The sequence below is a fragment of the Kitasatospora sp. NPDC048296 genome, from assembly GCF_043201815.1.
In the GTDB taxonomy this organism is placed as follows: Bacteria; Actinomycetota; Actinomycetes; order Streptomycetales; family Streptomycetaceae; genus Kitasatospora.
In genome coordinates, this window is the sequence record NZ_JBICZB010000005.1 from 189,839 (window position 1) to 216,653 (window position 26,815).

Sequence of the window (26,815 nt, forward strand, 5' to 3'; positions counted from 1 at the left end):
GGGGGGGGGTGGGGGCGGGGGGGGGGGGGGGTGTGGGGGGGGGGGGGGGGGGCGCCGCCGGCCGGGGGGGGGGGGGGGGGGGGCGCCCCCCCGGGGGGGGGGCCCCCCCCGCCCCCCCCCGGCTCGTCCTCCCAGGCGGTCCACACGTCGCCCAGCCGCAGGCCGAGGGCGAACCGGGCTTCCCAGCGGTCGCCCGTGACCTCCCATGGCGGCAGCGCGGTCCCGGACTCCTCCGGGGCGTGTTCGTCCCGAACGACGTCGCGGAAGATCCGCAGGTCCTGCCGGTGGTTGCGCATCAGCATGAACGCGGAGTGCGGGCTGAAGCGCCCCTGGGCTCGGTCGCGCTCGACGGTGAGCTTGAGCAGCCCCCAGCAGAGCATGGGGTTGTCCCAGGGGGTGAGGACGATGCCGCCGGGCCGGGTCTGCTCGATCCACGCCCAGGGCACGCGGCGGACGGAGCAGGTGGAGATGACCCGGTCGTACGGGTGACGGCGGGGCCAGCCCAGGGAGCCGTCTCCGCAGATGAGGTCCACGTCCAGGCCCGCCGCGTTCAGGGAGGCCCACGCCTGCTCGGAGGCCTCGGAGTCGATCTCGATCGAGGTGACGCGTTTGGGGCCGAGGTGGTGGGCGAGGAGGGCCGCGTTCCAGCCGGTGCCGGTGCCGATCTCCAGGACGTTCATGCCGGGCCGGGCGTCAAGGTCGCGGAGCATGCGGACGACGATCGAGGGGGCCGAAGCGGAGGAGGACGGCCAGGCATCGGCCGGGTCGGCCGATGCCTGGCCGTCGTTGACCTGGGTGACGATGGGCGCGTCCGCGTAGGCCGCCTCGAACCACCGCTGGTGGTCGGTCGAGAGGTCGTACGGTTCGTAGCCGCCCCGGTCGTCCTCCAGCCAGATCCGCTCGGGGAGGAAGCGATGGCGCGGGACCGCCTTGATCGCCTCTTGCCACTCGCGGGGGACCGGGCCGTCGAGCGCTTCGCCGACGGCCCGGAGCAGGCCGCGCACGGCGGCCTGCTCCGGTCGATGCACGGGTTCCGTCACTTCTCGTTCTCGCCCTTCTTGTGCTTCGGCTCGGGCGCCGGCCGCGCTCCGTCGGGGGACGGCTTGCTCGTGCCGGGGTCCTTCTTGCCGCCGTGCTTTCCGCCGCTGGGCTTGTCGCTTCCCCAACCCATAGGGTCCTCCTTGCTCGTCGTGTGGGGTGCTCGGGACGTGGTGCGGTTTCTGCCGCCTCTACCGGTCCGGCGGCCGAGGCGTGGGCGGCCTCGGCGGCTTCGGCCGGGGCGGTTTCGGTTCGGGCCTGGACATGGCGGTGCTCCTTTCGCGGTGTGGGAGAAGCGAGTTGGTGATCCCGCCCGCGCCGCCGGCCCGGCGGCGCGGGCGGGAGTTCAGTGGGCGCGGTTGATCAGCACCAGGGCTGCGACGACGACGTGCAGCCCGGCAGCGGCGGATACCCCGTAGGCAGCCCAGATACGAGCGGGATCAGGGATCGATGGCGGCGGTGCGTCGTCGGAGTCGTAACTCTCCTCCGGCGGTTGCCGGTTCACCGGGGGATCGGCGCGGGCGTCGCGAGGTCGGCGTGGACGACCTTCCCGAACGGGAGGAGCGTGACGCCCCAGCGGCCGTGAGTGAGACGGTGGACCATCGCCAGCCCCCGGCCGGACGTGGCGTCGCGCCCGGCCTGGATCATCACGGGCATCGACCGGGAACCGTCACCGACGAGGATGCGGACGATCCGGTCGGTCGGACGGCGGACGCCGACGAGCATGCGGGTTTGGCAGCCGGTCTTGAAGGAGTTGGTGGTCAACTCGCTGACGATCACGGCGGCGTCGTCCACCAAGTCGTCCAGCTCCCACTCGTGCAGCTTCGCCGCGACGAACCGGCGGGCAGCGGCCACCGATTCCGGTAGGTAGGGCAACAGCAGATCTGCTGCCGTCCATACCGGCGTCGAGTCGGTGTCGGGATTCGCGCGACTCTCCATTGAAGCGTGCTGCATGGGAACGTCCCGGACGTCGGCCTCGAACACGACCATCTCCTCTATATGAGGTATTGCCATGCACTCATGTACATGAGTGACGAATAGAAGAGTGCCCGACTCCTGTACATGAGTCAACCCGTCGCGAGAGGAACCTCGCGACGGGTTGAGGAAGTTGATCGTCAGTCAGTCATGTGCGGGGAAGCGATAGTCGAGAACGAACTGATCGGCGGCCATGACGGTGTCGCATACCTCCACCACGCGGCCATCCGTGGCGATGGCCTCGCGAACGAGATGGATCACTGGCGCACCCGGGCTCAGGGTGAGCGCTTTGGTCTCGGGCTTGGTTGCGAGCCTGGCCCGCACGGACTCGGTGAACTCGGCGAGGGAGTGGCCGTGCTCTTCGAGGCGGGCGTAGATGCCGCCGCCACCGGGGTTCTCGGCGAAGACCTCAGGGATGTCCTTGGCCACATCCCACGGCAGATATGACGTGGCCTCCTCGGTGGGTACCCCATCTCGGAAGTACCGGCGTTTGCGGGCCAGCACCTGGGTGCCGGCGGGAAGGCCCAAGCGATCGGCGATCTCAGGAGGCGCTGCGGTGGGGCCCACGAACAGCACGGTCACGGATGGGACGCCGCCGGAGGTCTCCGCCTCTGCGAGGTACGCGGCCTTGCCGGCTTTGCGGTGGGCGCGGCGGAACCGGTCCGCAGACTTCCGCTGTACCGGTGGGCGCGAGCGGACGAATGATCCTCGACCGTGGTGCGTCTCGATGAGCTGAGTCGTTCGGAGTTCGGCGATGGCCTTGCGAACCGTCCCGGATGCGACTCCGTACCGCTGCATGAGCTCGGCCTCGCTGGGCACGGTCGCACCGGGAGCGAGAGCGCCCGACTTGATCTGTGCGGCGATGTCAGCCGTGATCTGTAGGTACTTCGCTGTGGCCGACGAGGCCACCTCACCACTCGCCATAGTCCTTCAGGGCTCCTATCCTCCTGCACATGAGTAACAGGGCCGGGAAGTCCCAGTCAACGCCGCTCCACTCGGTGTCCGTCGCGGGGGTGGTGGTGCGCGATGACGGCAGGGTGCTGGCGATTCGCCGGGCTGACAACGGGACTTGGGAACCTCCGGGTGGCGTCCTGGAACTGGACGAACCCATCGAGGACGGCGTTCGCCGCGAGGTCTACGAGGAGACCGGGATCAAGGTCGGCGTGGAGCGGCTGACCGGCGTCTACAAGAACGTGAGCCGAGGGATCGTCGCCCTCGTCTTTCGCTGTCGACCGGAGAGCGGGGCGGAGCGGCTCTCGGACGAGTCGGTCGAAGTCGACTGGCTCACGCCGGCCGGGGTCTCCGACCGCATGGCCGAGGTCTATGCCGTACGCGTCCTGGACGCGCTTCGGGGCGACACGGCACCAAGTGTCCGGACCCACGATGGCCGACAGCTGCTGTGACAACACGGCGAAGGCCCCCATCGTGGTGGGATGGGGGCCTTCGTGGTACGTCGGGCTTGTGCTTAGACGGTGGCAGGCTGCGGGGTCTGTGCGGGCAACTGCTCGGGGGTCTCCGCAGCCTCGCGAGTGCGGAGGGCGAGGGGGATGCGCAGGGCGGCGATCCAGGTGAGCGTGGCGCCGAGCATGTGGAGGCCGACCATCAGCTCGGGGGCGTCCGTGAAGTACTGGATGAAGCCGAGGACGCCCTGCAGCAGCAGCACCGCGAGCAGTTCCTTGGTGCGGGACTTGGCCGCCTGCGGGGCCTTGATCGCGGCGAAAACGAAGATCATCGCGATGGTCAGGCCGACCGAGATGAACGCGAAGTCGGCGTGGAACTGGGCCAACCTGTCGTAGTCGATCGGGATGCGCGGGACGATCTTGTTGTCCTGCGGGGTGCCCGGGTGGTGCCCGGCGCCGGTGACCAGGGTGCCGGCCGCGACGAGCAGGCCGACGACGGTGACCAGGACGTAGGAGAGCTGGTGGATGGGGCGGGCCACCGACAACTTCGGCGCGCCGTCGCCCTCCTTCGACCGCTCCCACATCAGCAGGGCGACCCAGACCAGCGCCATCGCGGCGATCATGTGCAGCGCGACGGTGTACGGGTTGAGTCCGGTCAGCACGGTGATGCCGCCGAGCACGGCGTTGCTCATCACCAGCCAGAACTGCGCCCAGCCGAGCTTGGTCAGGCCGCGCCGCCAAGGCCGGTGGCAGCGGGCGGCCAGGATCGCCCAGCCGACGGCGGCGCTCAGCACGTAGGTGAGCATCCGGTTGGTGAACTCGATGACGCCGTGGAAGCCCATCTCGGGGGTGGGCGTGAGGCTGTCGCCGGTACAGCGGGGCCAAGTAGTACAGCCGAGGCCGGAGGCGGTGAGCCGGACGGCGCCGCCGGTGACGACGATCACCACGCTCATCACCAGCGCGGCGAACGCGGCGCGCCGGACCATCGCGGCGGAGGGCTGCCAGCGGTCGGCGAGCAGGGAGAAGGGGGTACGCACGGCATTAATCGTAGGCGGCCTTATGGGCGATCTTGGGGCGGGGCGCGGGGTGCGCGGCCGGAGCGCAAAGTGGACTGTTCGGGCAAGGCGGTCATTGGTCTTGATCAATCACCCGTCTGGTCGAAAGAGTGTGGATTGGTCCATATCTTTTCGGGCCGCTCCCACTCCTTCCGCAAACGGCGGCGGCGACCTGGCGCACACCGGCTCCGGCCAGGTCTTGCTGCTGGCGATCGGCGGTGCGGTGGTGCTCGCCGCCGGTGGCGGGATCGTGCTGGCCGCCCGGCGCAAGGCAGCCAAGAAGGCCTGAGGGATCGAGAATCACTACTGACTGAAGCGGCGCCCCCGGCGATTGAACCTGATCGCCGGGGGCGCCGTTCTGTCCGGAAGGTGACGAAGTTCATTCAAGTTCGCCGAATCCGCGTTCTGCGAGGTGGCGGCTGTGATGGGCTGGTCAAGCACATCCGGGAACGGACGGACAGACGAAATCCGGTCGTACGGCGGGGTGTGGTGAGGTGCGGGAGTGCCGATAGAGTCCCCCGGACACGTCGTGGCGGGCCTCCGCGAACCACCCACAACATGCCTGCTGCGCAAGACCGTTCGGAGGGGAACAGGGTAATGGCGCGACAGCAGCGGCACATTCGGATGGGCGCGGCGGCACTCGCCGGCACGGCGGCGGCCGGAATTCTCCTGCCGATGGCGCTGGCCACCAACGCCTCGGCGCACGTACCGACTTGGTCGGTGACCTGCGACAAGGTCGTAATCGACCTGATCAAATACAGCCCCAAGCCTGACGTGAAGAACACCGTCAGCCTCACCATCGGTGACGAGAAGGTCCTGGACGCCAAGGAGTTCCCCGACCAGTTCCACGGCAACTTCCCGGTGAAGGACCACGACGCCCCGCTCACGGCGCACCTGGTGGTCAAGACCACGGAGACCCCGGCCGAGAAGGGCTGGAGCATCGACGAGACCAAGACCATCGCGCCGTGCCACACGCCGACCCCTACTCCGACCCCGACTCCGACCCCCACCAAGACCCCCACCCCCACCCCCACCCCGACGCCGACCGACACCCCGTCGGCGACGCCCACCCCGAGCAAGACCCCGTCGGCCACCCCCACCCCGAGCAGGACCCCGGCCGCCCCGGCGCCCGCCACCAGCGCCCCGGCGCTCGCCCAGACCGGTAGCAGCGATGCCACGCCGATGATCGCGGCGGTCGGCGGCGGTGTGCTGCTGGTCGGCGGCGCGCTCGTGCTGCTCGCCCGCAAGCGCCGCGGCGGCAGCCAGGGCTGACGCATCGCCGGCTGAAAGTGCCAACGCCCCCCGGCCTCAAGTGACCGGGGGGCGTTGTGCGTTGGCTGGCGCGGGCTATTCCCAGCGGAAGAACCGGGCGGCCGCGGCCAGGCCGAGGACGGCCCAGCCGGCCAGGATGCCGAGGTCCGACCAGGGCACCCCGGCGCCGTGCTGCAGCACCGACCGCAGGCCGTCCGAGAGCGCCGAGATCGGCAGCAGCTCCAGCACCGACCGCACGGCCCCGGGGAACTTGCTGAGCGGCACGATCACCCCGCCCGCCAGTAGCAGCAGGATGAACACCAGGTTGGCGCCGGCCAGCGTGGCCTCGGCCTTCAGGGTGCCGGCCATCAGCAGGCCGAGCCCGGAGAAGGCGGCGGTGCCGAGGACCAGCAGCGCGGCGACGGCCAGTGGGTTGCCCTGCGGGGACCAGCCGAGCGCCAGCGCGATCACCGACAGCAGGGCGACCTGCAGCACCTCGGTGACCAGCACGCATCCGGTCTTGGCGGTGAGCAGCGTCCAGCGCGGCAGCGGGCTGGCGCCGAGCCGCTTGAGCACGCCGTAGCGACGCTCGAAGCCGGTGGCGATGGCCTGCCCGGTGAAGGCGGTGGACATCACGGCGAGCGCGAGCAGGCCGGGTGCCAGGAAGTCGACCCGCTTGCCGGGGCCCTCCACCGCGACGATGTCGACGGCGGAGAACAGCACCAGCAGCACGGTCGGGATGACCACGGTGAGCAGCAGCTGCTCGCCGTTGCGCAGCAGCATCCTGGTCTCGAAGACGGTCTGCGCGAGCAGCATCCGGCCGACGGGCGCGGCGCCGGGCTTGGGGGAGTAGTCCGTGGTCGTCACGAGCGGAGCTCCCGTCCGGTCAGGTCGAGGAAGACGTCTTCGAGGCTGCGGCGCTGCACGGACAGCCGCTCGGGCAGGACGCCGGAGGCCGCGCACCAGCCGGTGACGGTGGCGACCAGCGCCGGGTCCACCGGCGCCTCGACGCGGTAGCTGCCGGGGGCGGTCTCGACGGCGGTGGCGCCCGCGGGCAGCTCCTTGAGCAGCGGGTCGAGGTCGAGTCCGGGCGGGCCGTCGAAGCGCAGGGCGTTCTCGGCGCCGCCGCGGCACAGCTCCTCGGTGGTGCCGTCGGCGATCACCTTGCCGCGGTCGACGATGGCGACGCGGTCGGCGAGCTGCTCGGCCTCGTCCATGTGGTGGGTGGTGACCACCACGGTGACGCCGTCCCGGCGCAGGTCGCGGATCAGCTCCCAGGTGGCGCGGCGGGCCTGCGGGTCGAGGCCGGCGGTGGGCTCGTCCAGGAAGACCAGTTCGGGGCGGCCGACCACGGCCATCGCCAGGGCGAGCCGCTGCTGCTGGCCGCCGGAGAGCCGGCGGTAGGTGGTGCGGCCGCAGGAGCCGAGGCCGAGGCGCTCGACCAGGGCGTCCACGTCCAGCGGGTGGGCGTGCAGCTTGGCGGTGTGCCGCAGCATCTCGACGGCGCGGGCGCCCGCGTACACGCCGCCGGACTGCAGCATGACGCCGATCCGGGGGCGCAGCTGGGCGTTCTGGCCGACCGGGTCGAGGCCGAGGACGCGGACGGTGCCGGCGTCGGGGCGGCGGTAGCCCTCGCAGGTCTCGATGGTGGTGGTCTTGCCGGCGCCGTTGGGGCCGAGGACGGCGGTGATCGCGCCGGTCGCGATGGTGAGGTCGAGACCGTCCACGGCCGACTTGTCGCCGTAGCGCTTGACCAGCCCGGCGATCTGGACCGCGGGTTCGGAGTGCATACCGGCGAGTGTAAGAGGGGTTGACACGCAGGCCGGACACCACCCTTGGTGATCGCTTACGCAGGTCAGGTAAGCCTTACCTGCGTGATAGATGACACCAGTGAGGCCTGGATCACGGCTTGTCCCGGCGCGAGTAATTACGCAACACTGGTGTTGTGAAAAACATGCGCGAGCACGCCACGCAGCCGGAGGCCGAGTCGGCCCCCGACTGTGACGTGCCCGTGACGGCGGCCGAGGTGCTGCTGGAGGGCCATCGCGCCACCCGTGACCGGGTCGCCCGCTCGATCCTGGACCACGGCCCCTCCTCCGCCGCCGACCTGGCGAACCGGCTCGGCCTCACCGCCGCGGCCGTCCGCCGTCACCTCGACGGGCTGGCCGCCACCGGCCTGGTCGAGTCCCGCGAACAGCGGGTCTACGGCAGCCGGGGCCGCGGCCGTCCGGCCAAGGTCTTCGCCCTCACCGACGCCGGCCGGGACGCCTTCTACCAGGCCTACGACCAGCTCGCGGCCGACGCGCTGCGCTGGATCTCGGACGCGGTCGGCGGCGGCAAGGCGGGCGAGGAGGCGGTCGCCGCCTTCGCCCGCGCCCGGTTCGGCAAGCAGGGCGAGAAGTACCAGGAGACCCTGGCCCGGGCCGAGGCGCAGGAGCGCCCCGAGGCCCTTGCCCAGGCGCTGAGCGCGGACGGGTACGCTGCCACGGTGCGGCGTGTCCCTCCGGCCGTGGCCAAGGCCCCGGCGGGCGCCCAGCTCTGCCAGCACCACTGCCCGGTCGCGCACATCGCCGAGCAGTTCCCGCAGCTCTGCGAGGCGGAGACCGAGGTCTTCTCCCAGCTTCTGGGCACTCATGTGCAACGGCTGGCCACCATCGCCCACGGCGACGGGGTCTGCACCACCTATGTGCCGGCACCCGGTGCCGCATCGTCGCCTGCCCAGCCCCCGGCGGGCCGCGGCTCCGATGCAGCGCCGACTGCCGGTACGTCCACCGAAGATTCAGCGTCCGCGCGTTAGGAAGCTCGCATGACTGACACCGTTTCGCACCCCGAGCTCGAGGGCCTGGGCAATTACGAGTACGGCTGGGCCGACCCGGACACCGCCGGTGCCGCGGCGAAGCGCGGGCTCAGCGAGGACGTCGTCCGCGACATCTCCGCGAAGAAGAACGAGTCCGAGTGGATGCTGAACCTGCGTCTCAAGGGCCTGAAGCTCTTCGGTAAGAAGCCCATGCCGACCTGGGGCTCCGACCTCTCCGGCATCGACTTCGACAACATCAAGTACTTCGTCCGCTCCACCGAGAAGCAGGCCGAGTCCTGGGAGGACCTGCCCGCGGACATCAAGGCCACCTACGACAAGCTCGGCATCCCGGAGGCGGAGAAGCAGCGCCTGGTCGCCGGTGTCGCCGCCCAGTACGAGTCCGAGGTCGTCTACCACCAGATCCGCGAGGACCTGGAGGAGCAGGGCGTCATCTTCCTGGACACCGACACCGCGCTGCGCGAGCACCCGGAGCTGTTCAAGGAGTACTTCGGCACCGTCATCCCGGCCGGCGACAACAAGTTCGCCGCGCTGAACACGGCCGTGTGGTCCGGCGGCTCGTTCATCTACGTGCCGAAGGGCGTGCACGTCGACATCCCGCTGCAGGCCTACTTCCGGATCAACACCGAGAACATGGGCCAGTTCGAGCGGACGCTGATCATCGTCGACGAGGACGCCTACGTCCACTACGTCGAGGGCTGCACCGCGCCGATCTACTCCTCCGACTCGCTGCACTCGGCGGTCGTGGAGATCATCGTCAAGAAGGGCGGCCGCTGCCGCTACACGACCATCCAGAACTGGTCGAACAACGTCTACAACCTGGTCACCAAGCGCGCTGTGGCGTACGAGGGCGCGACCATGGAGTGGGTCGACGGCAACATCGGCTCCAAGGTCACCATGAAGTACCCGGCCGTCTACCTGATGGGTGAGCACGCCAAGGGCGAGACCCTGTCGATCGCCTTCGCGGGCGAGGGCCAGCACCAGGACGCCGGCGCCAAGATGGTCCACATGGCGCCGAACACCTCCTCGCACATCGTCTCCAAGTCGGTGGCGCGCGGCGGCGGCCGGACCTCCTACCGCGGTCTGATCGAGATCGGCGAGGGCTCGCACGGCGCCAAGTCCAACGTGCTGTGCGACGCGCTGCTGGTCGACACCATCTCCCGCTCGGACACCTACCCGTACGTGGACGTCCGCGAGGACGACGTGTCCATGGGCCACGAGGCGACCGTCTCCAAGGTCAGCGAGGACCAGCTGTTCTACCTGATGAGCCGCGGTCTGACCGAGACCGAGGCCATGGCGATGATCGTCCGCGGCTTCGTCGAGCCGATCGCGCGTGAGCTGCCGATGGAGTACGCGCTGGAGCTCAACCGGCTGATCGAGCTGCAGATGGAGGGCGCTGTCGGCTGACGTCCAGCCGCACGCGACCCCGTCCGACTTTTGAGGAAGAGAGCACAACGAACAGCCATGGCTGAGGTTCAGAACACCACCGGCTCCACCACCGCCGGTTCGATCGAGGTCGGTACCGCCGGCGCGGGCGCGCAGCTCGCCGGCCCCGGCACCGGCCGGACCGGGGTCCAGCAGCCGATCGACGCGCGCGTCGCGGTCAAGCCCTCGTACGACGTGAACGACTTCCCGGTGCCGCACGGCCGCGAGGAGGACTGGCGGTTCACCCCGCTGCACCGCCTCGGCGGGCTGCACGACGGGACCGCCGCCTCCGCAGAGCGCGGCGAGGACAAGGTCGAGTTCACGCTGCCGGACGGCGTCACCGCCGAGACCGTCGGCCGGGACGACGCCCGCCTGGGCAAGGCTGGCAAGCCGGTCGACCGGGTCGCCGCGCAGGCCTTCAGCGCCTTCGAGCAGGCGCTCGTCGTCACCGTCCCCAAGGACGCGGTGCTGACCGAGCCGGTCAAGATCGACGTGCGCGCCGAGGGCGGGGTGCGCTTCGCCCACGTGGTGATCGACGTCAAGCCGTTCGCCGAGGCCGTCGTGGTGCTCAACCACGCGGGCACCGGCACCCGGGCCGCCAACGTCGAGCTGCTGGTCGGCGACGGTGCCAAGCTCACCTTCGTCTCCGTCCAGGACTGGGACCGGGACACCGTGCACGTCGCGCAGCACAACGCGCTGGTCGGCCGGGACGCCTCGTTCAAGTCCGTCGTCGTCACCTTCGGCGGCGACGTGGTGCGCCTGCACCCGCGGGTCAACTACGCGGGCCCCGGCGGCGAGGCCGAGCTGTTCGGCCTGTACTTCGCCGACGCCGGCCAGCACCTGGAGCACCGCCTGGTCATCGACCACGACACGCCGCACTGCCGGTCGAACGTGGCGTACAAGGGCGCGCTGCAGGGCCAGGACGCCCACGCGGTCTGGGTCGGCGACGTGCTGATCCGCGCCGCCGCGCTCGGCACCGACACCTACGAGCTCAACCGGAACCTGGTGCTCACCGACGGTGCCCGGGTCGACTCGATCCCGAACCTGGAGATCGAGACCGGCGAGATCGTCGGCGCCGGCCACGCCTCGGCGACCGGCCGCTTCGACGACGAGCAGCTGTTCTACCTGATGGCGCGCGGCATCCCGGCCGACGAGGCCCGCCGCCTGGTGGTCCGCGGCTTCTTCGCCGAGCTGCTGCAGCAGATCGGCGTGGCCGAGGTGCAGGACCAGCTCATGGAGAAGATCGAGGCCGAGCTGGAAGCGGCGGTCTGACCACGATGACCTTCCTCCGTGCCTGTGCGCTGAGCGACCTCCAGGAGGACGTGCCCAAGCGCGTGGACCTCAACGGCGTGCCGGTCTCGGTCGTCCGCACCGACGAGGGGGTGTTCGCGATCAACGACACCTGCTCGCACGCGAACGTCTCGCTCTCCGAGGGCGAGGTCGAGGACTGCATGATCGAGTGCTGGCTGCACGGCTCCAGCTTCGACCTGCGCACCGGCAAGCCCTCCGGCCTGCCCGCCACCAAGCCGGTCGCTGTCTACCCCGTAAAGATCGAAGGGGACGATGTGCTCGTCTCCGTCAACCAGGAGTCCTGAGTACACATGGCAACCCTTGAAATCCGCGACCTGCACGTCTCCGTCGAGGCCGAGAACGGCCCGCGCGAGATCCTGAAGGGCGTCGACCTGACCGTGAAGCAGGGCGAGACCCACGCCATCATGGGTCCGAACGGCTCCGGCAAGTCCACCCTGGCCTACTCGCTGGCCGGCCACCCCAAGTACACCGTCACCGGCGGCTCGGTGCTGCTGGACGGCGAGGACGTCCTGGAGATGTCCGTCGACGAGCGTGCCAAGGCCGGCGTGTTCCTGGCCATGCAGTACCCGGTCGAGGTCCCCGGCGTCTCGGTCAGCAACTTCCTGCGCACCGCCGCCACCGCCGTGCGCGGCGAGGCCCCGAAGCTGCGGCTGTGGGTGAAGGAGGTCAAGGAGGCGATGGCCGCCCTCCAGATGGACCCGGCCTTCGCCGAGCGCAACGTCAACGAGGGCTTCTCCGGCGGTGAGAAGAAGCGCCACGAGATCCTCCAGCTGGAGCTGCTCAAGCCGAAGATCGCGATCCTCGACGAGACCGACTCCGGCCTGGACGTCGACGCGCTGCGGATCGTCTCCGAGGGCATCAACCGGGTCCGCTCGACCGGCGAGGTCGGCACCCTGCTGGTGACCCACTACACCCGCATCCTGCGGTACATCAAGCCCGACTACGTCCACGTCTTCGCGGGCGGCCGCATCGTCGAGTCCGGCGGCGCCGAGCTGGCCGACAAGCTGGAGAACGAGGGCTACGAGGCGTATGTGAAGGGCGGCGCATCCGAGTGACGCATCCGTTGACCGGTCTGCTCGACACCGACGCGATCCGCAAGGACTTCCCGGTCCTGCAGCGCGTGCTGCACGATGAGAAGCCGCTGGTCTACCTGGACAACGCGGCGACCTCGCAGAAGCCGCGCCAGGTGCTGGAGGCCCTGACCGCCTACTACGAGCGGCACAACGCCAACGTCCACCGCGGCGTGCACGTGCTCGCCGAGGAGGCCACGGCGCTGTACGAGGGCGCCCGCGACAAGGTCGCGGCGTTCATCAACGCGCCGAGCCGCAACGAGGTGATCTTCACCAAGAACGCCTCGGAGTCGCTCAACCTCGTGGCCAACATGCTCGGTTGGGCCGACGAGCCGTACAAGGTGGACGCCGACTCCGAGATCGTGATCACGGAGATGGAGCACCACTCCAACATCGTCCCGTGGCAGCTGCTCTCGCAGCGCACCGGTGCGAAGCTCAAGTGGTTCGGGCTGACCGACGAGGGCCGGCTCGACCTGTCGAACATCGACGAGCTGATCACCGAGAAGACCAAGGTGGTCTCCTTCACCCTGGTCTCCAACCTGCTGGGCACGATCAACCCGGTCGAGACGATCGTCCGCAAGGCCCAGTCGGTCGGCGCGCTGGTCGTCATCGACGCCTCGCAGGCCGCACCGCACATGGTGCTGGACGTGCAGGCGCTGGAGGCCGACTTCGTCGCCTTCACCGGCCACAAGATGCTGGCCCCGACCGGCATCGGCGTGCTGTGGGGCCGCCAGGAGCTGCTGGAGGACCTCCCGCCGTTCCTGGGCGGCGGCGAGATGATCGAGACCGTCACCATGGGCTCGTCCACCTACGCCCCGGCGCCGCACAAGTTCGAGGCCGGCACCCCGCCGATCGCCCAGGCGGTCGGGCTGGGCGCGGCCATCGACTACCTCCAGGGCATCGGCATGGAGAAGATCGCGGCGCACGAGCACGCGATCACCGAGTACGCGGTGGAGCGCCTGCTGGAGGTGCCGGACCTGCGGATCATCGGCCCGCGCACGGCCGTGGACCGCGGCGCCGCGATCTCCTTCACCCTCGGCGACATCCACCCGCACGACGTCGGCCAGGTGCTGGACGAGCAGGGCATCGCCGTGCGCGTCGGGCACCACTGCGCGCGGCCGGTCTGCCTGCGGTACGGAATTCCGGCGACCACGCGGGCGTCGTTCTACCTGTACTCGACGCCGGGCGAGGTCGACGCGCTGATCGACGGCCTGCACCACGTCCGGAACTTCTTCGGCTGACGGGACGCGCAGGACATGAAGCTCGACTCGATGTACCAGGACATCATCCTGGACCACTACCGCAATCCCCACGGCAAGGGGCTGCGGGACGGCGACGCCGAAGTGCACCACGTCAACCCGACGTGCGGCGACGAGATCACCCTGCGGGTGAAGCTCGACGGCGCGACGGTCGCCGACGTCTCGTACGAGTCCCAGGGCTGTTCGATCAGCCAGGCCAGCGCCTCGGTGCTGAACGACCTGGTGGTCGGCAAGACCGTCGGTGAGGCGCAGGCGGTCCAGGAGGCCTTCCTGGAGCTGATGCAGAGCAAGGGCCAGGGCGAGGGCGACGAGGAGGTGCTGGAGGACGCGGTCGCGTTCGCCGGCGTCTCCAAGTACCCGGCCCGGGTCAAGTGCGCCCTGCTCAGCTGGATGGCCTGGAAGGACGCCACCGCCCAGGCCCTCGCCCACCCCGCCAACGACTGACCCCGCGAAGGAGGACAGACCATGAGTGACGAGAACACCACCACCGACGCCCAGGCCTCCACTGCGGAGGAGCAGCCGAACGGCGTCATCGTCGGCACCACCGCCGGCACCGTGTCGGTCGAGGACCTGACCGAGGCCCTGATGGACGTCGTCGACCCCGAACTGGGCATCGACGTCGTCAACCTGGGCCTGATCTACGGCATCCACATCGACGAGTCCGACGTGGCCACCATCGACATGACGCTCACCTCGGCGGCCTGCCCGCTGACGGACGTCATCGAGGACCAGGCCAAGACCGCCACCGACGGCCTGGTGCAGGACCTGCGGATCAACTGGGTCTGGATGCCGCCGTGGGGCCCGGACAAGATCACCGACGACGGCCGCGAGCAGCTCCGCGCGCTCGGCTTCAACGTCTGAGATCTTTTCCGTACGTCTGTACTGAGATCTTTTCTGTACGAACGCCGCTGCCCGGGACGGGTTCTCCGTCCCGGGCAGCGGCGTACTCCGTTTCGTAGGAGACGTGGCGGAGGCGGCGGGGGAGGTTTCGGGTGGTCACCGGGGTGTGCCGAAGACCTGGGTCCAGTAGCCGTTCGTGTCGGCGATGCCGGTGTCCTTGTAGCCGCAGTTGAGGATGTTGCCCTTGTGGCCCGAGCTGTTCATCCAGCCGTCGAAGGTGGCCTTCGCACTGCCGTAGCCCTGGGCTATGTTCTCGGCGGAGGCGCTCCAGTTGTAGCCGGCTTTGGTGATGCGGTCAGAGGCGCTGGATCCGTCGGAGCCGGTGTGGGACAGGTTCCCGCTCTTCGCCATGTCGTTGCTGTGGGCCTCGGCCGCCTGGACGAGCTGGGAGTTCAAGCTGAGGGCCGGACAGCCCGCGGTGGCCCGTGCCTGGTTGACCAGGGTCAGCATGCTGCCCGTGTCTCCCTGGGTGGGGGCGAGGGCGGGTGCGACGGTCGCCGTGCCGGTAACCGCCGCGGAGATCGGTCCTCCGGTGAGCAGCAGCACGGGGACGGCGAAGACGGCCGACAGACGCCGCGCGGTGCGGATGTTGATATGCATCGTGGTCCCTTTCTCGGGCTTGCTCGGGCTTGCTCGGGACTGTGGAGGGCGCGGGCATGCCCCTCGTGCCGCCTCCCGTGGCGGGGGTGTGGGCGCTCTCGGCACCGTCTGCTCCACTGCGATGAGGCGTGCGCCCAGCGGATCCGTCCGCCCGTCCGCCCTCGTACTTGCGATCTTTCCGATGGGGGCGTGACGCAGCCGTGACGCCGACGGGGATCAACGGGCTGGGCCCGGCCGCCGAGCACGTGGCGTCTGCGGTCGACAGTGCAGAGCGGGCGGCGCAGCATGGAAAAAGGGGCGGATCTTGTACACGAAGAGACGGCGATGCGATGGCCAGCGACGATCGGCGCTCCCCGGCTCCCGGGCCAGGCGTGCGGCTCGCTCTGCTCGGCGGCTTCGACCTCTCGGTCGGTGACGCGTCGGTGGCCCTGTCCGCGGGGGCGGAGCGCTTACTCGCCTTCGTGGCGCTGTGTTGCAACGGGAAGGTGCCGCGCGCGCTGGTGGCCGGGACGCTCTGGCCGGACGCCGCGGAGCGCTGCGCGTACGCGAGCCTGCGCTCGGCGCTGTCCCGGCTCCCGGCGGCGGGCCGTGAGGCACTGGAGATCGGCCCGACCGAGCTGAGGCTGGCCGACGGCGTCGGCGTGGACATCCGCGAGGCGAGGACGCTGGCCCACCGGATCCTGGCGCCCGGTGCGGGCCCCGCCCGGGCGGGCCTCGGGCTGGCGGCCGTCGAGGACCTCTCGGCGGACCTGCTGCCGGGCTGGTACGAGGACTGGACGCTGCTGGAGGCCGACAACTGGCGGCGCCTGCGGGTCCACGCCCTTGAGGCCCTGGCCCGCGCCTTCGTCGGCGCCCGTCGTTTCCCCGAGGCGGTGGCCGCCGCCGGCGCCGCCGTCCACGCCGACCCGTTGCGCGAGAGCAGCCAGGCCTCGCTGATCCGGGCCCACCTCGCCGAGGGCAACCCCGGCGAGGCCCTGCAGGACGTCGAACGCTACGAGCAGCGCCTGCGGGCGGAGCTGGGGTTGCCGGCTCCGGCGCGGTTGCGGCAGCTGGTCGCCGGCGCGGGGTAGTCGGGCCGCGAGGGCAGTGGTGTCAGGACAACGGTGAAACGGCGCTGCCCGGGACTTCTTCGGAAGTCCCGGGCAGCGCCGTTTGTGCTCGGTCAGGCCGTCTTGGGCTTGCGGGCGACGGCGAGGGCCAGGGCCGCGCAGAGGAGGGCGGCGACGGCGGCGAAGCCGCTGACGGCGGGGAGGAGACCGTAGGACTTGACGAGGGCGCCGACGGCGACGATGGGGAGGGAGCTGCCGAGGTAGACGATGATCCAGAGGGCGCTCAGTTCGGAGCCCCGGCGTTCCGGGTTCATGGCGGCGACGGCGGTGGTGAACAACGACCGGAAGGCGACGCCCTGGCAGGCGCCGCCGAGGACGCTGCCGATGAACAGCAGGGCGGGGGTGCCGGTGTACCCGGCGGCGACGACCAGGGCGAGGCCGGTGGCCAGGCCGGTCATGCCGAGGGCGATCACCAGGCGGTCCGAGGTCGGCGGGACGATCAGCTGGGCGGCGGCCGAGGAGCCGAGCAGCAGGGCGGCCACGATCGCGCCGGTCAGGTGCGAGGGGGTGTGCAGCAGCTTGGCGGCGAAAGCCGGGGCCAGGCTGAGGTAGACGCCGAAGACCGCGTAGGAGATGAACCCGGCGGTGGCGGCGAGCAGGAACTCGCGGCGGCCGGTGCGCGGCAGCCGCAGGCGCTGCGGGCGCAGGTGGGCGGGGGTGGTGATGCGGGGCGGGGAGGCCGGCGGGCGGTTGCGGCCGGGCATCCGCGGGTGCACCAGGGCCAGCGGCACGCAGAGCGCGGCCAAGGCGATGGCGTGCAGGAGGAAGGGCGTCAGCAGCGGGTCCGAGCCGCCGGACAGCAGGGCGCCGACAATGGGGCCGAGCGCGACACCGCCCGCGGAGCAGGCCAGGGTGAGCTTGGCGGCCAGGGTCGGGTGGTCGGGCAGCAGGTCGCCGAGGGCGGCCCCGGCGGCGCCGGTGGACAGGCCGACGGCGATGCCCTGGACGGCGCGGCCGATCGCCAGCTGCCAGAAGCTGCCGGAGGTGGCGAACACGACGTCGCCGGCGGCGGCGAGCGCGACGGCCGGCAGGATGAGGGCGCGGCGGCCGAGGTGGTCGGACCAGTGGCCGACGATGGCCAGCACCGGGACCAGGGCGAACACGTAGATCGTGAAGAGGATCGTGGTGTCGAGCGGGCCGAGCCCGAGGCGCTGCTGCAGGAGCGGGTAGATCGGCGTCGCCAGGTTGGCGCCGATCAGCATCAGCAGCAGGGCGGCCGAGACCAGGCCGACGCGGATGCCGCGCATCGCGTTCCAGCGGCTGATCGCGGAGAGCTGGAGCTGGGCGCGCGGCGCGAGCTCCAGGGGGAGCAGGGCCTCCGACAGTCGGCGTCCGTCGAGCTGCGCGGTGCGCAGGCCGGAGCCGGCGGGGGAGAGGTCCGCCATGTGAGGGGTCTCCTGTGGCAGGGCGCCACCGGGGTCGGCGGGGTGTGCCGGCGCGCCCGTCCTGAGGCGCTGTGGTGGTGGCCGCGGTGCGGGGCTCCCTGGTGGAGCGGATGAGCTGAGAGATGAGGGCTTCGTTGCCCGACGGCCCGCGCGGGGTTGTGCGTGGTACCACTGCGAAGGATAAGGGGTGGGCGCACGGTTGCGGCGCGCGCCCCTACGCGCGCCCCTAGAGGCCGGGCATCGGGGGTGTCCGGCCTATACGCTGAGGTGGTAGACGGGTACGCGGGGCTGTTTGGGCTGACCGCTGGCTGAGGGAGAGCACACGACGATGGCCGGACGACGTCGGAAGAACGCAGGGGCTTCGGCGGGAGAGGGCGCGGCCGAGGCTGTCCTGCCCGCCGACATGGAGCTCCAGGACCTCTACGGGGCGTTCGCCGCGCACGGCCTGGACGACGAGGACCTGGACGACGCCGCCGTCCTGGTGCCGCCGGTGAAGCTCCCCGCCGAGCGGGAGCTGGCCGAGCACGCGAAGGCCGTGCCGATGTTCGGCCACGCGCTGGCGCTGGCCCGCTGGGCCGCCCCGCACCGGGCGGTGGACGAGTTCGGCGACCTGGTCGAGGAGGACCGGGCGCCCGCGACGCGGCTGCTGGGCCTGGCCCCGGCCGAGGGCGAGGTGCCCGAGGAGGCCGAGGTCGAGGCGCTGCGGGCCTGGTCGCTGGCCTGCGACCTGGACCTGGTGGAGCTGGGGACGACCGCCGCCGGGGAGCACGTCGCCGTGCCCGGGCCGGATCTGGAGCCCGCCGAGCAGGGGGACCCGGACACCGTCCTGGAGCTGTGGCTGACCGCCGCCGGGATCGTCCGGGAGCTGGCGGTGGAGGCGGATTCGCTGCCGGAGGAAGAGGGAGAGGGCGAGGCGGGGGAAGGCGCGGCGGAGGAGGACGAGGACGGACTGAACGAGGTCGAGGAGGCCCGGGACGCCGCCGCCGAGCTGCTCGACGAGGCGCTGCAGGTGCTGTACGAGACCACCGCCTTCGCCGAGCCCGGCAACGAGACGGTGCCGCTGGGCGTGCTGGCCGCGCTGCTGGTGGTGCCGGAGGGCGAGGAGCCGAGCGAGGAGCTGCTCGGCGACATCACCGATGTGATGGTCGCCCTGGACCCGATGCTGGGCGACCTCGCCGAGCTGGGCCTGCTGGACTACCGCCCGATCGACCCGGAGCTGTTCGACGAGGAGGAGGGCGAGGAGCCCGCCGTCGTCGGCGAGGCGCCGCTGGACGATGAGGAGTCGGCCCGCTTCGGGCTGGTCCGGCTCACCCCGCTGGGCCAGTACGGCATCCGGCAGTGGCTGCTGGAGGACGGCTACGACGCGCCGCTGGTCGGCGAGCTGGCCCAGGGGGACGCGGCGGAGCTGCTGCGCGGGGTGTGCGAGTCGGCCAACGTGCTGCCGGAGGAGGAGCTGAAGGTCTGGGTGGCGGGCCGGGAGCCGGTCGCGGCGGCCCGCGAGCTGCTGGCGGCGGCCCGCGGCGCCGACGGGTACGCGCCGCTGCGCCGGATGCTGTCCGTCTCGGCGCTCGACCTGCTGGGGCCGGGTGCCGAGCCCGCCGTCCGGGAGGTGCTGGACGACCCGGAGCTGGGCGGCGCGGCGCGGGCCTGGCTGGCCGCGCAGGGCGCCTCGGACGTGCCGGTGCCGGAGCGGGCGATGGCGCTGTGGACGGTGGTCGACACCTTCGCCGCCCAGCTGCTGGACACCGGCGGTGACACCGAGCTGCTGCGCGAGCTGATCACCGACCTGCCGGTGAACGGCGATCCGGCGGCGTGGTTCGGCGAGCTTTGGCGGGTCGACCACCCGTACACGGCGGACGTCCTGGAGGCGATCGGCGAGCTGCACCCGGACCGGGCGCTGGCCAAGGAGGCGCGCAAGGCGGCCTTCAAGGCGCGCTCCCGGAACTAGGGCTTTCCTCTCCTACGGGAGGTCCAGCGAGCCGTCCTCGGTGAAGGGGAAGAACGGGTTGTGGGCCAGCTCCCACAGGTGGCCGTCCGGGTCCTCGAAGTAACCGGAGTAGCCGCCCCAGCTGGTCGGGACCGGCGGCTTGACGACCACGGCGCCGGCCTCGACCGCCGTCCGCAGTGCGGCGTCGACCAGCGCGGGGGACTCCAGGTTCACCGCGAGGGTGACGCCGCGGAAGGAGGGCTCGCCGGTCGCGGGCACGCCCGCGTCGGCGGCCAGCTCCTCGCTGGGGAAGAGGCCGAGCACCGAGTCGGCGGTGCGGAACCAGACGATCTCCGGGCTGGAGGCGGTGGAGCGCTTCCAGCCGAGGTCCTCGTAGAAGCGGGCGCTGCGGTCGAGGTCGGAGACCCCGAGGGTGACGATGCTGATCCGGGCGGGGAAGCCGTGCTCCGGCGTGCTCTGTGCGGTCATGCGGCCAGCGTAGGGAGGGCGGCTGACAACCGGGCCCTGTGACACGGCCACCGGCCGTGCCCGGCTGCCGAGCTGATGACCCGGCAGCTCCGGGCACGTAAGGTGGCGTCAGCGGTGCGGGCGCGAGGGACTCGGGGGTGCGGCACAGGATGGCGCGGGAGAGCGGCGGAAGGCCCCAGGGGCGCAACGACGGAGGGCCTGGCCCGACCCGGCTGGGCGGGCAGGATCGTTTCGCCGACCAGGAGGAGTTCCCCCGCCGGACCCTGGCCGCGCTCGACTTCCCCGTGTACGGCGTGGCCGCCGGACCGGCCCGCCGCGGCGAGGCGCTGGCCGCCTTCGAGACCTGCGGCAGCGAGCTGCGCTGGGTCGAGGTGCAGTGCGGCGACTGGACCTCCGCGGCCGGACCGTACGTGACCGTGCGCACTTACCGGCCGGGCGCCGAGCGGGTCGAGCTGTTGCCCGAGCTGGAGGACGTGGTCGAGGACGAACGGGACCGCGTCTACGAGCAGTTGGGCATCGACGAGGGCGACGGCCCGGGCCGGGTGCGGGCGCTGCGCGAGTGGATCACCGTGGACGGCGAGCCCTGCGCGGTGGAGGTGCACGAGGACCGGCCGATGGCCCCGGGCGGAGCCCAGCCGGGTGGAGCGCAGTCGGCCGGGCCGGTCTGGGCCGGGCGGCTGCGGGTCGGCGGGCTGACCGTCACGGTGTGCGGGCGCGGGGTCGACCCCGGCGGCGTGGAGCTCGGCAGGATCGGCGACTTCGAGCGCTACCTGCGCGGGCGCAGCGACCTGCTGCGCGACCTCGCCTCCCGGCGGGCCCGGTGGGTGCCGGTCGAGGAACGCGAACTGCCGCCCGTGACCGGGCTGGAGGCGCACCGGGAGCTGATCGCGCAGGGCATCGCGGAGAGTGCCGCGATGGAGGCGCAGGTGCGGGTCGGGCGCACGCCGAGGCTGCCGCGCGCACTGCGCGGGGACGCCTGCGCGGTCCGCTGGGAGGCGGCGGTGCGCCAGCAGATGCGGCTCGCCACCGAGACCCGGGAGGAGGCCGTGGCGGCGGTGACCTCGATGGTCAACCACCTCAACCGGCTGTCCCAGCAGACGCATTGGCTGATCGGCACACCGGCGGGCGAGGCGGCCGTGGAGGAGGTCGTGCGGTACACGGTGTTCGCCAGCGAGGTGGCCAGCCTGTCGGCGCAGCGGGCCTGGGAGCAGCTGTGGCGGGAGCGGCCGGGCGGCGGGGCCGACGTCTGGGAGGAGCACCTGCTGGCCGAGCAGCTGTGGCTGTCGGCCTGGGAGCAGTGGCGGGCGGGGCGCCGGTGACGTCCTGACGGCCCGCCCGAACCGGCCGTCGGCGGGCTACTCGTCGACGGGCAGCCGCAGTTGCAGCATCGCCAGCAGTCGCTGTTGCGGCTGGGCGAGGTCGATGCCGGTCAACTGCTCGGCGCGGCGCACCCGGTAGCGCAGGGTGTTGGGGTGGATGTGCAGGGCGTCGGCGGCCACCCGGACCTCGCCGAGCGCGTCCAGCCAGGCGAGCACCGACTCGGCGAGCCGGGTGTTGTGCCGGCGGTCGTACTCGGTGAGCGCGGTCAGCCGGGGGTCGCGCAGGCCGGTGCGGTCCTGGAGCAGCGCCAGCATCTCGCTGACCAGCACCTCGGCCTGGACGTCGATCAGTGCCGCGACGTCGAGGTCCACCCCGCCGCGACCCATCGCGTCCAGGATCCGGTCCGCCTGGGCGCGGGAGTCGGGCACCTGGGTCAGGCCGTCGACGGTGGAGCCGATCGCGGCGCGCAGCGGGACGCCGAGGTGCTCCCGGGCGGCCGTGACCACCTCGGCCGCCCAGTCGCGCACGGTCGCCATCGGCAGGCCGGGCGGTAGTTCGGGCAGCAGCACGTAGACCCGGGACTCGATCGGGGCGAGCAGCGCGGTGCGGTGCCGGGCGGCGGTGTGCACCGAGATCAGGCCGGTGACGTCGGAGCGGTGCAGCGCCTCGGTGGTGTGGGCGCCGTACGCCAGCACGGTGGCCGGGCGGCGCAGGTCCAGGCCCAGGTGGGTGGCCAGCGACTGGGGGCCGGTGGAGCCCTCCAGCAGGCCGGTCAGCAGGGTCTGGGTGAGCCGGACGTCGGCGGACAACTCGCGGCGGCGGCGCACCAGTTGGGCGGCGGCCACCCGGGCGGCGCCGACCAGGGCCTGTTCCGCGAGCGGGGCCAGCGGCTGGGCGCCCTCCTGGACCCAGATGGTGCCGAGCGGCTGCGCCCCGGCCCGGATGCCGACCGCGAGCCGGCGGCGCAGGCCGAGCTCGGGGTGCGGCTCGACCGCGATCGGGGCGTCCGAGCTGCGCAGGTGCTGGAAGATGCCCCACTCGCGCAGCTTGGACAGGTACGGCTCCGGGCCCTGCCAGCCGAGGATGGACAGCCGGCGCAGGTCGTCGACCTCGTCGGAGTCGGAGGAGCGGGAGTAGGCGAGCACCCGGCTGGAGGTGTCCTCGATCGAGACGATGCCGTTGGTGAGGACGGCGACGGTCTGGGCGAGGGAGAAGAGGTCGCCCGCGTTGGGCTCGGGGGCGCCGGGCGCGTCCGGGGCGTCCGGGCCGGCGATGATCGCGCGGGCGAGCGAGTCGAGGTGCTCCCAGCGGGTCTCCCGGCGGACCGACAGCAGGGCGACGCCGGCGTCGGTGGCGGCCTCGCGCAGGGCGTCGGCCTGGCCGGGGCCGTCCAGCTTGACCGCGACGGCGGCGGCACCGGCCCGGCCGGCGGCGCGCAGGGCGGGGAGGGCGGCGCGGCCGCGGGCGCCGATCGCGAGGACGAGTTCGCCGGGGGCGGCGGTGGGCGGGTCCTCCGGGTCGAGGATCGCGACGTCGCGGACGGGGACGTCCAACCCCTGTGGGGCGGCCTGGAGTTCGACCAGCGGTTCGCCCAGGGACATCAGCAGCCGGCGGAGCGGGAGGCCGGGGGTGGTCACTCCGGGCCTCCTTCATCCGCTCGGACAACGGTGTGTGGTTGATTTTAGCCGGACGGACAGAGTTCTGGGCCGGTCGAAGTTGGTTACTTCTGAATAGTTGACTCTGACTATCCGAGAATGGATAGTCAGTACTGACCAAGTGATGAGGAACGTTCTCGTGGCGAAGCGACGCAAGGTCTCGAACCCGCTGGCCCTCGCGGTCCTGGCCGAACTCGGAGCCGAACCGATGCACCCGTACGAGATGGGTCGTCGGCTCAAGGAGCACGGCAAGGACCGCAACATCAAGTACAACCGCAGCTCGCTCTACATGGTCGTGGAGCAGCTGCGGAAGGCCGGGTTCGTCGCCGAGCAGGAGACCGTCCGCGACACCCAGCGACCGGAGCGCACCGTCTACGCCCTCACGCCCGAGGGCCAGGCGGAGCTCCTCGACTGGATGCGCGAGTGGATCGCCGAACCGCAGGAGGAGTACCCGGCCTTCGGGGTCGCGCTCTGCCTGCTCGTGGTGCTTGCGACCGAAGAGTCGGCCGACCTGCTCGGCCGTCGGCTGGAGGCGCTGGACGCGCGGATCGATGCCTCGCGCGCCATGCTGCGCAAGGCCGGCGACATGGACGTCCACCCGATGTTCGTCGTCGAGGAGGAGTACGCCCTCGCGCTGCTGGAGGCCGAGCGCCGCTACACGGAGAACCTCATCCGACAGATCGGGGAGCCGGAGTTCAACCGGACCCTGCAGGAGTTCATGAGGAGCCTGGAATGAGCACCACGCGTACGTCGAAGAAGAAGGCCCTGATCATCGGCGGCGGCATCGCCGGTCCGGTGATGGCGCTGGCGCTGCGTAGGGCCGGCATAGAGGCGGAGATCTACGAGGCCTACGAGACCTCCGCCGAGGGCATCGGCGGAACCTTCATGATCGCCCCCAACGGGCTCGGCGCCCTGGCCGTCGTCGGGCTGGAGGCGGAGGTCGGCCGGATCGGGCAGCCGGTCGGGCCGATGGTGATCGAGGACGGCAAGGGCGGGGCGCTGGCCGAGTTCGCCGGCCTCCCCGACCTGCCGCGCGGACGGCTGATGCGCCGCGCCGAGATGTACGAGGTGCTGCAGCGGCGGCTGCGCGAGACCGGCCTCGAAGTGCGCTACGGCAAACGGCTGGTGGGTGCCGAGGAGACCGCCGACGGCGTCACCGCGCACTTCGCCGACGGCACCAGCGCCACCGGTGACCTGCTGATCGGCACCGACGGCACCGGATCGACCGTCCGCACCCTGATCGACCCGGCCGCGCCCGCCGCCCGGTACACCGGCCTGTTCGGCGTCGGCGGCTACAGCCCGTACCGGCTGCCCGGCCGGGCCGGACGCGGCGAGACCGTGCACTTCGCCAACGGCGCCCGGGCCTTCTTCGGCTACTGGGGCCTGGCCGACGGCAGCGGCACCGCCTGGTTCAGCAACATCCCGCAGCCCGAGCAGCTGAGCCAGGAGCAGGCCCGCGCGGTCAGCCGGGAGGACTGGCTGCGCCGGTGCCGCGAGCTGCACGCCGACGACCTGCCCGCCCGCGAGGTGCTGCGGGTCGCCGACGCCGCGACGATCGAGACCTTCCCCCGGCTGGAGATCATGCCGTCCGTCCCGCACTGGTACCGCGGCCGGATGGTGCTGGTCGGCGACTCGGTGCACGCGCCGTCCAACAGCTCCGGACAGGGCGTCTCGCTGGCTGTCGAGAGCGCCGTCGAACTCGCCCGCTGCCTGCGCGACCTGCCCGACCACACCGCCGCCTTCGCCGCGTACGAGGCGATGCGCCGCCCCCGGGTGGAGAAGATCGCCGCCGACGCCGAGCGCACCAACAACCAGAAGGCCTCCGGGGCGGTGGGGCGGATGGTGTTCCGGCTGGTCGCGCCGATCATGATGCGGACCTTCATGAGCCCGGAGAAGATGCTCCGTCCGGTGCACGGCTACCGTGTCGACTGGGAGCGGCGGGTGGTGCCGGTGGCGCCGGTGAAGCGCGCGGGGCGGGCCGCCTGACGGGCGGTCGTGACCGTCGCGTGACCGGTTTCGTCGGGCCGGACAACGCCGTACGGGGGAATTTAGCCGCCCGGCCAATCATGTGGCCGGGCGGGCAGGAATAGCGTTCGTCCTGTGGCCGGCGTGCGACCCGCGCCGGCAATCCCCCCGCACTGAACGAAGGAGAGCGTGCGCCTCATGGACGCTGTGACCCAGGTCCCCGCGCCGGTGAACGAGCCGGTCCACAGCTACGCCCCCGGCAGCCCGGAACGGGCCCGTCTGGAGGCCAAGCTGAAGGAGCTGGGCGGCCAGGAGCCGGTCCAGCTGACCATGACGATCAACGGTGAGCGCCGGATGGGCGGCGGCACCGAGATCCACGTCGTCCAGCCGCACAACCACGCGGCTCGGCTCGGTACCCTGCGCAACGCCACCCAGGCCGACGCGCAGGACGCCATCGACGCTGCCCTGGCCGCGGCCCCGGCCTGGCAGGCGCTCTCCTTCGACTCCCGCGCCGCGATCTTCCTCAAGGCCGCCGACCTGCTGGCCGGCCCCTGGCGCGAGACCCTGGCCGCCGCCACCATGCTCGGCCAGTCCAAGACCGCCCAGCAGGCCGAGATCGACACCCCCTGCGAGCTGGTCGACTTCCTGCGCTTCAACGTGCACTTCGCCCGCCAGATCATGGCCGAGCAGCCGATCTCCTCGGACGGCGTGTGGAACCGCAGCGACCACCGCCCGCTGGAGGGCTTCGTCTACGCGATCACCCCGTTCAACTTCACCGCGATCGCCGGCAACCTGCCGACCGCGCCCGCGCTGATGGGCAACGTGGTGCTGTGGAAGCCGTCCCCGACCCAGCAGTTCTCCGCGCACCTGCTGATGCAGCTGCTGGAGGAGGCCGGCCTGCCCAAGGGCGTCATCAACATGGTGACCGGCGACGGCCTGGACGTCTCCGCCGTGGCGCTCAAGCACCCGGCGCTGGCCGGCATCCACTTCACCGGCTCCACCGCCACCTTCCAGCACCTGTGGCGTTCCGTGGGCGAGAACATCGCCGGCTACCGCACCTACCCGCGGATCGTCGGCGAGACCGGCGGCAAGGACTTCCTGGTCGCCCACCCGTCCGCCGACCCCAAGGTCCTGAAGACCGCGATGACCCGCGGCGCCTTCGAGTTCCAGGGCCAGAAGTGCTCGGCGCTGTCCCGCGCCTACGTCCCGGCCTCGCTGTGGGCCGGCCTGAAGGACGAGTTCGCCGCCGAGGTCGACGGCCTCACCATGGGCGACGTCACCGACCTGTCCAACTTCATGTCGGCGGTCATCGACGAGCGCGCCTTCGCCAAGAACAAGGCCGCCATCGACCGCGCCCAGGCGGACGCCTCCGTGGAGGTCCTCGCCGGCGGCACGTACGACGACTCGGTCGGCTACTTCGTCCGCCCGACCGTCCTGGTCTGCCAGGACCCGGCCTCGGAGTACTTCCGCGACGAATACTTCGGCCCGATCCTCGCCGTGTACGTCTACGAGGACGAGAAGTACGACGAGATGCTGGCGCAGATGGAGTCCGTGTCGGCCTACGGCCTGACCGGCGCGATCATCGCCCAGGACCGCGCGGCGGCCCAGGACGCGATGCACAAGCTGCGCTTCGCGGCCGGCAACTTCTACATCAACGACAAGCCGACCGGCGCCGTCGTCGGTCAGCAGCCCTTCGGTGGCGGCCGGGCCTCCGGCACCAACGACAAGGCCGGCGCCAAGCAGAACCTGGCGCGCTGGACCTCGACCCGCTCGGTCAAGGAGACCTTCGTCCCGCCGACCGACTACCGCTACCCGCACATGGGCTGACCAGCCCTGATGCCGACCGGTCCGCTGTAGAAGCCATCG

At 71.5% G+C, this 26,815-nt stretch carries 28 protein-coding genes; 17 read left to right on the forward strand and 11 right to left on the reverse strand.

Going from position 1 to position 26,815, the window contains the following annotated elements; genetic code table 11:
- The 4 genes from ACGF12_RS06165 to ACGF12_RS06180 form a co-directional block, all read right to left on the reverse strand.
- On the reverse strand, positions 1-1,028 hold a 1,028-nt coding region (locus ACGF12_RS06165; protein WP_393026181.1), incomplete at its 3' end, for a methyltransferase domain-containing protein.
- Between the two features lie 8 nt (positions 1,029-1,036).
- Entirely contained in the window at positions 1,037-1,171 is a 135-nt protein-coding gene (locus ACGF12_RS06170; RefSeq protein WP_393026184.1) for a hypothetical protein, read from the reverse strand.
- 368 nt (positions 1,172-1,539) lie between these two features.
- Complete coding sequence (locus ACGF12_RS06175; RefSeq protein WP_393026187.1) at positions 1,540-2,022, reverse strand: ATP-binding protein; 483 nt, start codon at positions 2,020-2,022, stop codon at positions 1,540-1,542.
- A 135-nt stretch (positions 2,023-2,157) separates the two neighbouring features.
- Entirely contained in the window at positions 2,158-2,937 is a 780-nt protein-coding gene (locus ACGF12_RS06180) for a GntR family transcriptional regulator (protein ID WP_393026190.1), read from the reverse strand.
- 17 nt (positions 2,938-2,954) lie between these two features.
- Here ACGF12_RS06180 and ACGF12_RS06185 point away from each other — a divergent pair, with 17 nt between their 5' ends.
- Positions 2,955-3,416, forward strand: coding sequence for an NUDIX hydrolase (locus tag ACGF12_RS06185; RefSeq protein WP_393026343.1), 462 nt, complete (start codon positions 2,955-2,957; stop codon positions 3,414-3,416).
- Between the two features lie 62 nt (positions 3,417-3,478).
- Here ACGF12_RS06185 and ACGF12_RS06190 read toward each other — a convergent pair whose 3' ends face one another.
- Positions 3,479-4,450 (reverse strand): heme A synthase, encoded by a 972-nt coding sequence (locus ACGF12_RS06190; RefSeq protein WP_393026192.1) that lies wholly within the window; start codon positions 4,448-4,450, stop codon positions 3,479-3,481.
- Positions 4,451-4,550: 100 nt separating this feature from the next.
- Here ACGF12_RS06190 and ACGF12_RS06195 point away from each other — a divergent pair, with 100 nt between their 5' ends.
- Positions 4,551-4,757, forward strand: a complete 207-nt coding sequence (locus ACGF12_RS06195; RefSeq protein ID WP_393026195.1) for an LPXTG cell wall anchor domain-containing protein — start codon at positions 4,551-4,553, stop codon at positions 4,755-4,757.
- 308 nt (positions 4,758-5,065) lie between these two features.
- Positions 5,066-5,740, forward strand: a complete 675-nt coding sequence (locus ACGF12_RS06200; protein WP_393026198.1) for an LAETG motif-containing sortase-dependent surface protein — start codon at positions 5,066-5,068, stop codon at positions 5,738-5,740.
- A gap of 75 nt (positions 5,741-5,815) precedes the next feature.
- On the opposite strand, the gene ACGF12_RS06205 is transcribed toward ACGF12_RS06200, so the two are convergent.
- Entirely contained in the window at positions 5,816-6,535 is a 720-nt protein-coding gene (locus ACGF12_RS06205) for an ABC transporter permease (protein WP_393026345.1), read from the reverse strand.
- A gap of 47 nt (positions 6,536-6,582) precedes the next feature.
- On the reverse strand, positions 6,583-7,509 hold the full coding sequence (locus ACGF12_RS06210; RefSeq protein WP_393026201.1) for an ABC transporter ATP-binding protein: 927 nt from the start codon (positions 7,507-7,509) through the stop codon (positions 6,583-6,585).
- A gap of 164 nt (positions 7,510-7,673) precedes the next feature.
- Between ACGF12_RS06210 and ACGF12_RS06215 the strand changes: the two genes are divergently transcribed.
- The 8 genes from ACGF12_RS06215 to ACGF12_RS06250 are packed head-to-tail and all read left to right on the forward strand — an operon-like array spanning position 7,674 to position 14,460.
- A complete protein-coding gene (locus ACGF12_RS06215; RefSeq protein WP_393026204.1) occupies positions 7,674-8,516 on the forward strand; it encodes a helix-turn-helix transcriptional regulator in 843 nt (280 codons plus the stop codon).
- Between the two features lie 9 nt (positions 8,517-8,525).
- Positions 8,526-9,941 carry a Fe-S cluster assembly protein SufB gene (gene sufB, locus ACGF12_RS06220; protein WP_393026207.1) on the forward strand — a complete coding sequence of 472 codons (1,416 nt, stop codon included), beginning with the start codon at positions 8,526-8,528 and terminating at the stop codon, positions 9,939-9,941.
- A gap of 57 nt (positions 9,942-9,998) precedes the next feature.
- Positions 9,999-11,231, forward strand: coding sequence for a Fe-S cluster assembly protein SufD (gene sufD / locus ACGF12_RS06225; RefSeq protein ID WP_393026210.1), 1,233 nt, complete (start codon positions 9,999-10,001; stop codon positions 11,229-11,231).
- A gap of 5 nt (positions 11,232-11,236) precedes the next feature.
- Positions 11,237-11,554, forward strand: a complete 318-nt coding sequence (locus tag ACGF12_RS06230; protein ID WP_063349526.1) for a bifunctional 3-phenylpropionate/cinnamic acid dioxygenase ferredoxin subunit — start codon at positions 11,237-11,239, stop codon at positions 11,552-11,554.
- 6 nt (positions 11,555-11,560) lie between these two features.
- Positions 11,561-12,325 carry a Fe-S cluster assembly ATPase SufC gene (gene sufC / locus ACGF12_RS06235; protein WP_030290237.1) on the forward strand — a complete coding sequence of 255 codons (765 nt, stop codon included), beginning with the start codon at positions 11,561-11,563 and terminating at the stop codon, positions 12,323-12,325.
- Positions 12,322-13,581 (forward strand): cysteine desulfurase, encoded by a 1,260-nt coding sequence (locus ACGF12_RS06240; protein WP_393026213.1) that lies wholly within the window; start codon positions 12,322-12,324, stop codon positions 13,579-13,581. The genes sufC and ACGF12_RS06240 overlap by 4 nt, the downstream gene beginning before the upstream one ends.
- Positions 13,582-13,596: 15 nt before the next feature.
- Positions 13,597-14,043 carry a Fe-S cluster assembly sulfur transfer protein SufU gene (gene sufU, locus ACGF12_RS06245; RefSeq protein WP_380610990.1) on the forward strand — a complete coding sequence of 149 codons (447 nt, stop codon included), beginning with the start codon at positions 13,597-13,599 and terminating at the stop codon, positions 14,041-14,043.
- Positions 14,044-14,064: 21 nt separating this feature from the next.
- Entirely contained in the window at positions 14,065-14,460 is a 396-nt protein-coding gene (locus tag ACGF12_RS06250) for a metal-sulfur cluster assembly factor (protein WP_380610991.1), read from the forward strand.
- A 135-nt stretch (positions 14,461-14,595) separates the two neighbouring features.
- Here the strand turns inward: ACGF12_RS06250 and ACGF12_RS06255 are convergent, their stop codons facing one another.
- A complete protein-coding gene (locus ACGF12_RS06255) occupies positions 14,596-15,099 on the reverse strand; it encodes a CAP domain-containing protein (protein ID WP_393026217.1) in 504 nt (167 codons plus the stop codon).
- Between the two features lie 329 nt (positions 15,100-15,428).
- On the opposite strand from ACGF12_RS06255, the gene ACGF12_RS06260 reads away from it, so the two are divergent.
- Complete coding sequence (locus ACGF12_RS06260; protein WP_393026220.1) at positions 15,429-16,169, forward strand: BTAD domain-containing putative transcriptional regulator; 741 nt, start codon at positions 15,429-15,431, stop codon at positions 16,167-16,169.
- A 92-nt stretch (positions 16,170-16,261) separates the two neighbouring features.
- Here ACGF12_RS06260 and ACGF12_RS06265 read toward each other — a convergent pair whose 3' ends face one another.
- Positions 16,262-17,593, reverse strand: coding sequence for an MFS transporter (locus ACGF12_RS06265; RefSeq protein ID WP_393026223.1), 1,332 nt, complete (start codon positions 17,591-17,593; stop codon positions 16,262-16,264).
- 328 nt (positions 17,594-17,921) lie between these two features.
- Here ACGF12_RS06265 and ACGF12_RS06270 point away from each other — a divergent pair, with 328 nt between their 5' ends.
- On the forward strand, positions 17,922-19,541 hold the full coding sequence (locus ACGF12_RS06270) for a hypothetical protein (protein WP_393026226.1): 1,620 nt from the start codon (positions 17,922-17,924) through the stop codon (positions 19,539-19,541).
- Between the two features lie 12 nt (positions 19,542-19,553).
- On the opposite strand, the gene ACGF12_RS06275 is transcribed toward ACGF12_RS06270, so the two are convergent.
- Positions 19,554-20,009, reverse strand: coding sequence for a VOC family protein (locus ACGF12_RS06275; protein ID WP_387625216.1), 456 nt, complete (start codon positions 20,007-20,009; stop codon positions 19,554-19,556).
- Between the two features lie 149 nt (positions 20,010-20,158).
- Between ACGF12_RS06275 and ACGF12_RS06280 the strand changes: the two genes are divergently transcribed.
- Positions 20,159-21,328, forward strand: coding sequence for a hypothetical protein (locus ACGF12_RS06280; protein WP_393026230.1), 1,170 nt, complete (start codon positions 20,159-20,161; stop codon positions 21,326-21,328).
- 36 nt (positions 21,329-21,364) lie between these two features.
- Here ACGF12_RS06280 and ACGF12_RS06285 read toward each other — a convergent pair whose 3' ends face one another.
- Positions 21,365-22,966, reverse strand: coding sequence for a PucR family transcriptional regulator (locus ACGF12_RS06285; RefSeq protein ID WP_393026232.1), 1,602 nt, complete (start codon positions 22,964-22,966; stop codon positions 21,365-21,367).
- A 157-nt stretch (positions 22,967-23,123) separates the two neighbouring features.
- On the opposite strand from ACGF12_RS06285, the gene ACGF12_RS06290 reads away from it, so the two are divergent.
- From ACGF12_RS06290 to pruA, 3 genes are all read left to right on the forward strand, one after another.
- Positions 23,124-23,720 carry a PadR family transcriptional regulator gene (locus ACGF12_RS06290; RefSeq protein WP_393026235.1) on the forward strand — a complete coding sequence of 199 codons (597 nt, stop codon included), beginning with the start codon at positions 23,124-23,126 and terminating at the stop codon, positions 23,718-23,720.
- Positions 23,717-24,970, forward strand: a complete 1,254-nt coding sequence (locus tag ACGF12_RS06295; protein ID WP_393026238.1) for an FAD-dependent oxidoreductase — start codon at positions 23,717-23,719, stop codon at positions 24,968-24,970. Before ACGF12_RS06290 ends, ACGF12_RS06295 begins: the two co-directional genes overlap by 4 nt.
- Positions 24,971-25,147: 177 nt before the next feature.
- Positions 25,148-26,776, forward strand: coding sequence for an L-glutamate gamma-semialdehyde dehydrogenase (gene pruA / locus ACGF12_RS06300; protein WP_393026240.1), 1,629 nt, complete (start codon positions 25,148-25,150; stop codon positions 26,774-26,776).
- Positions 26,777-26,815 lie beyond the last annotated feature (39 nt).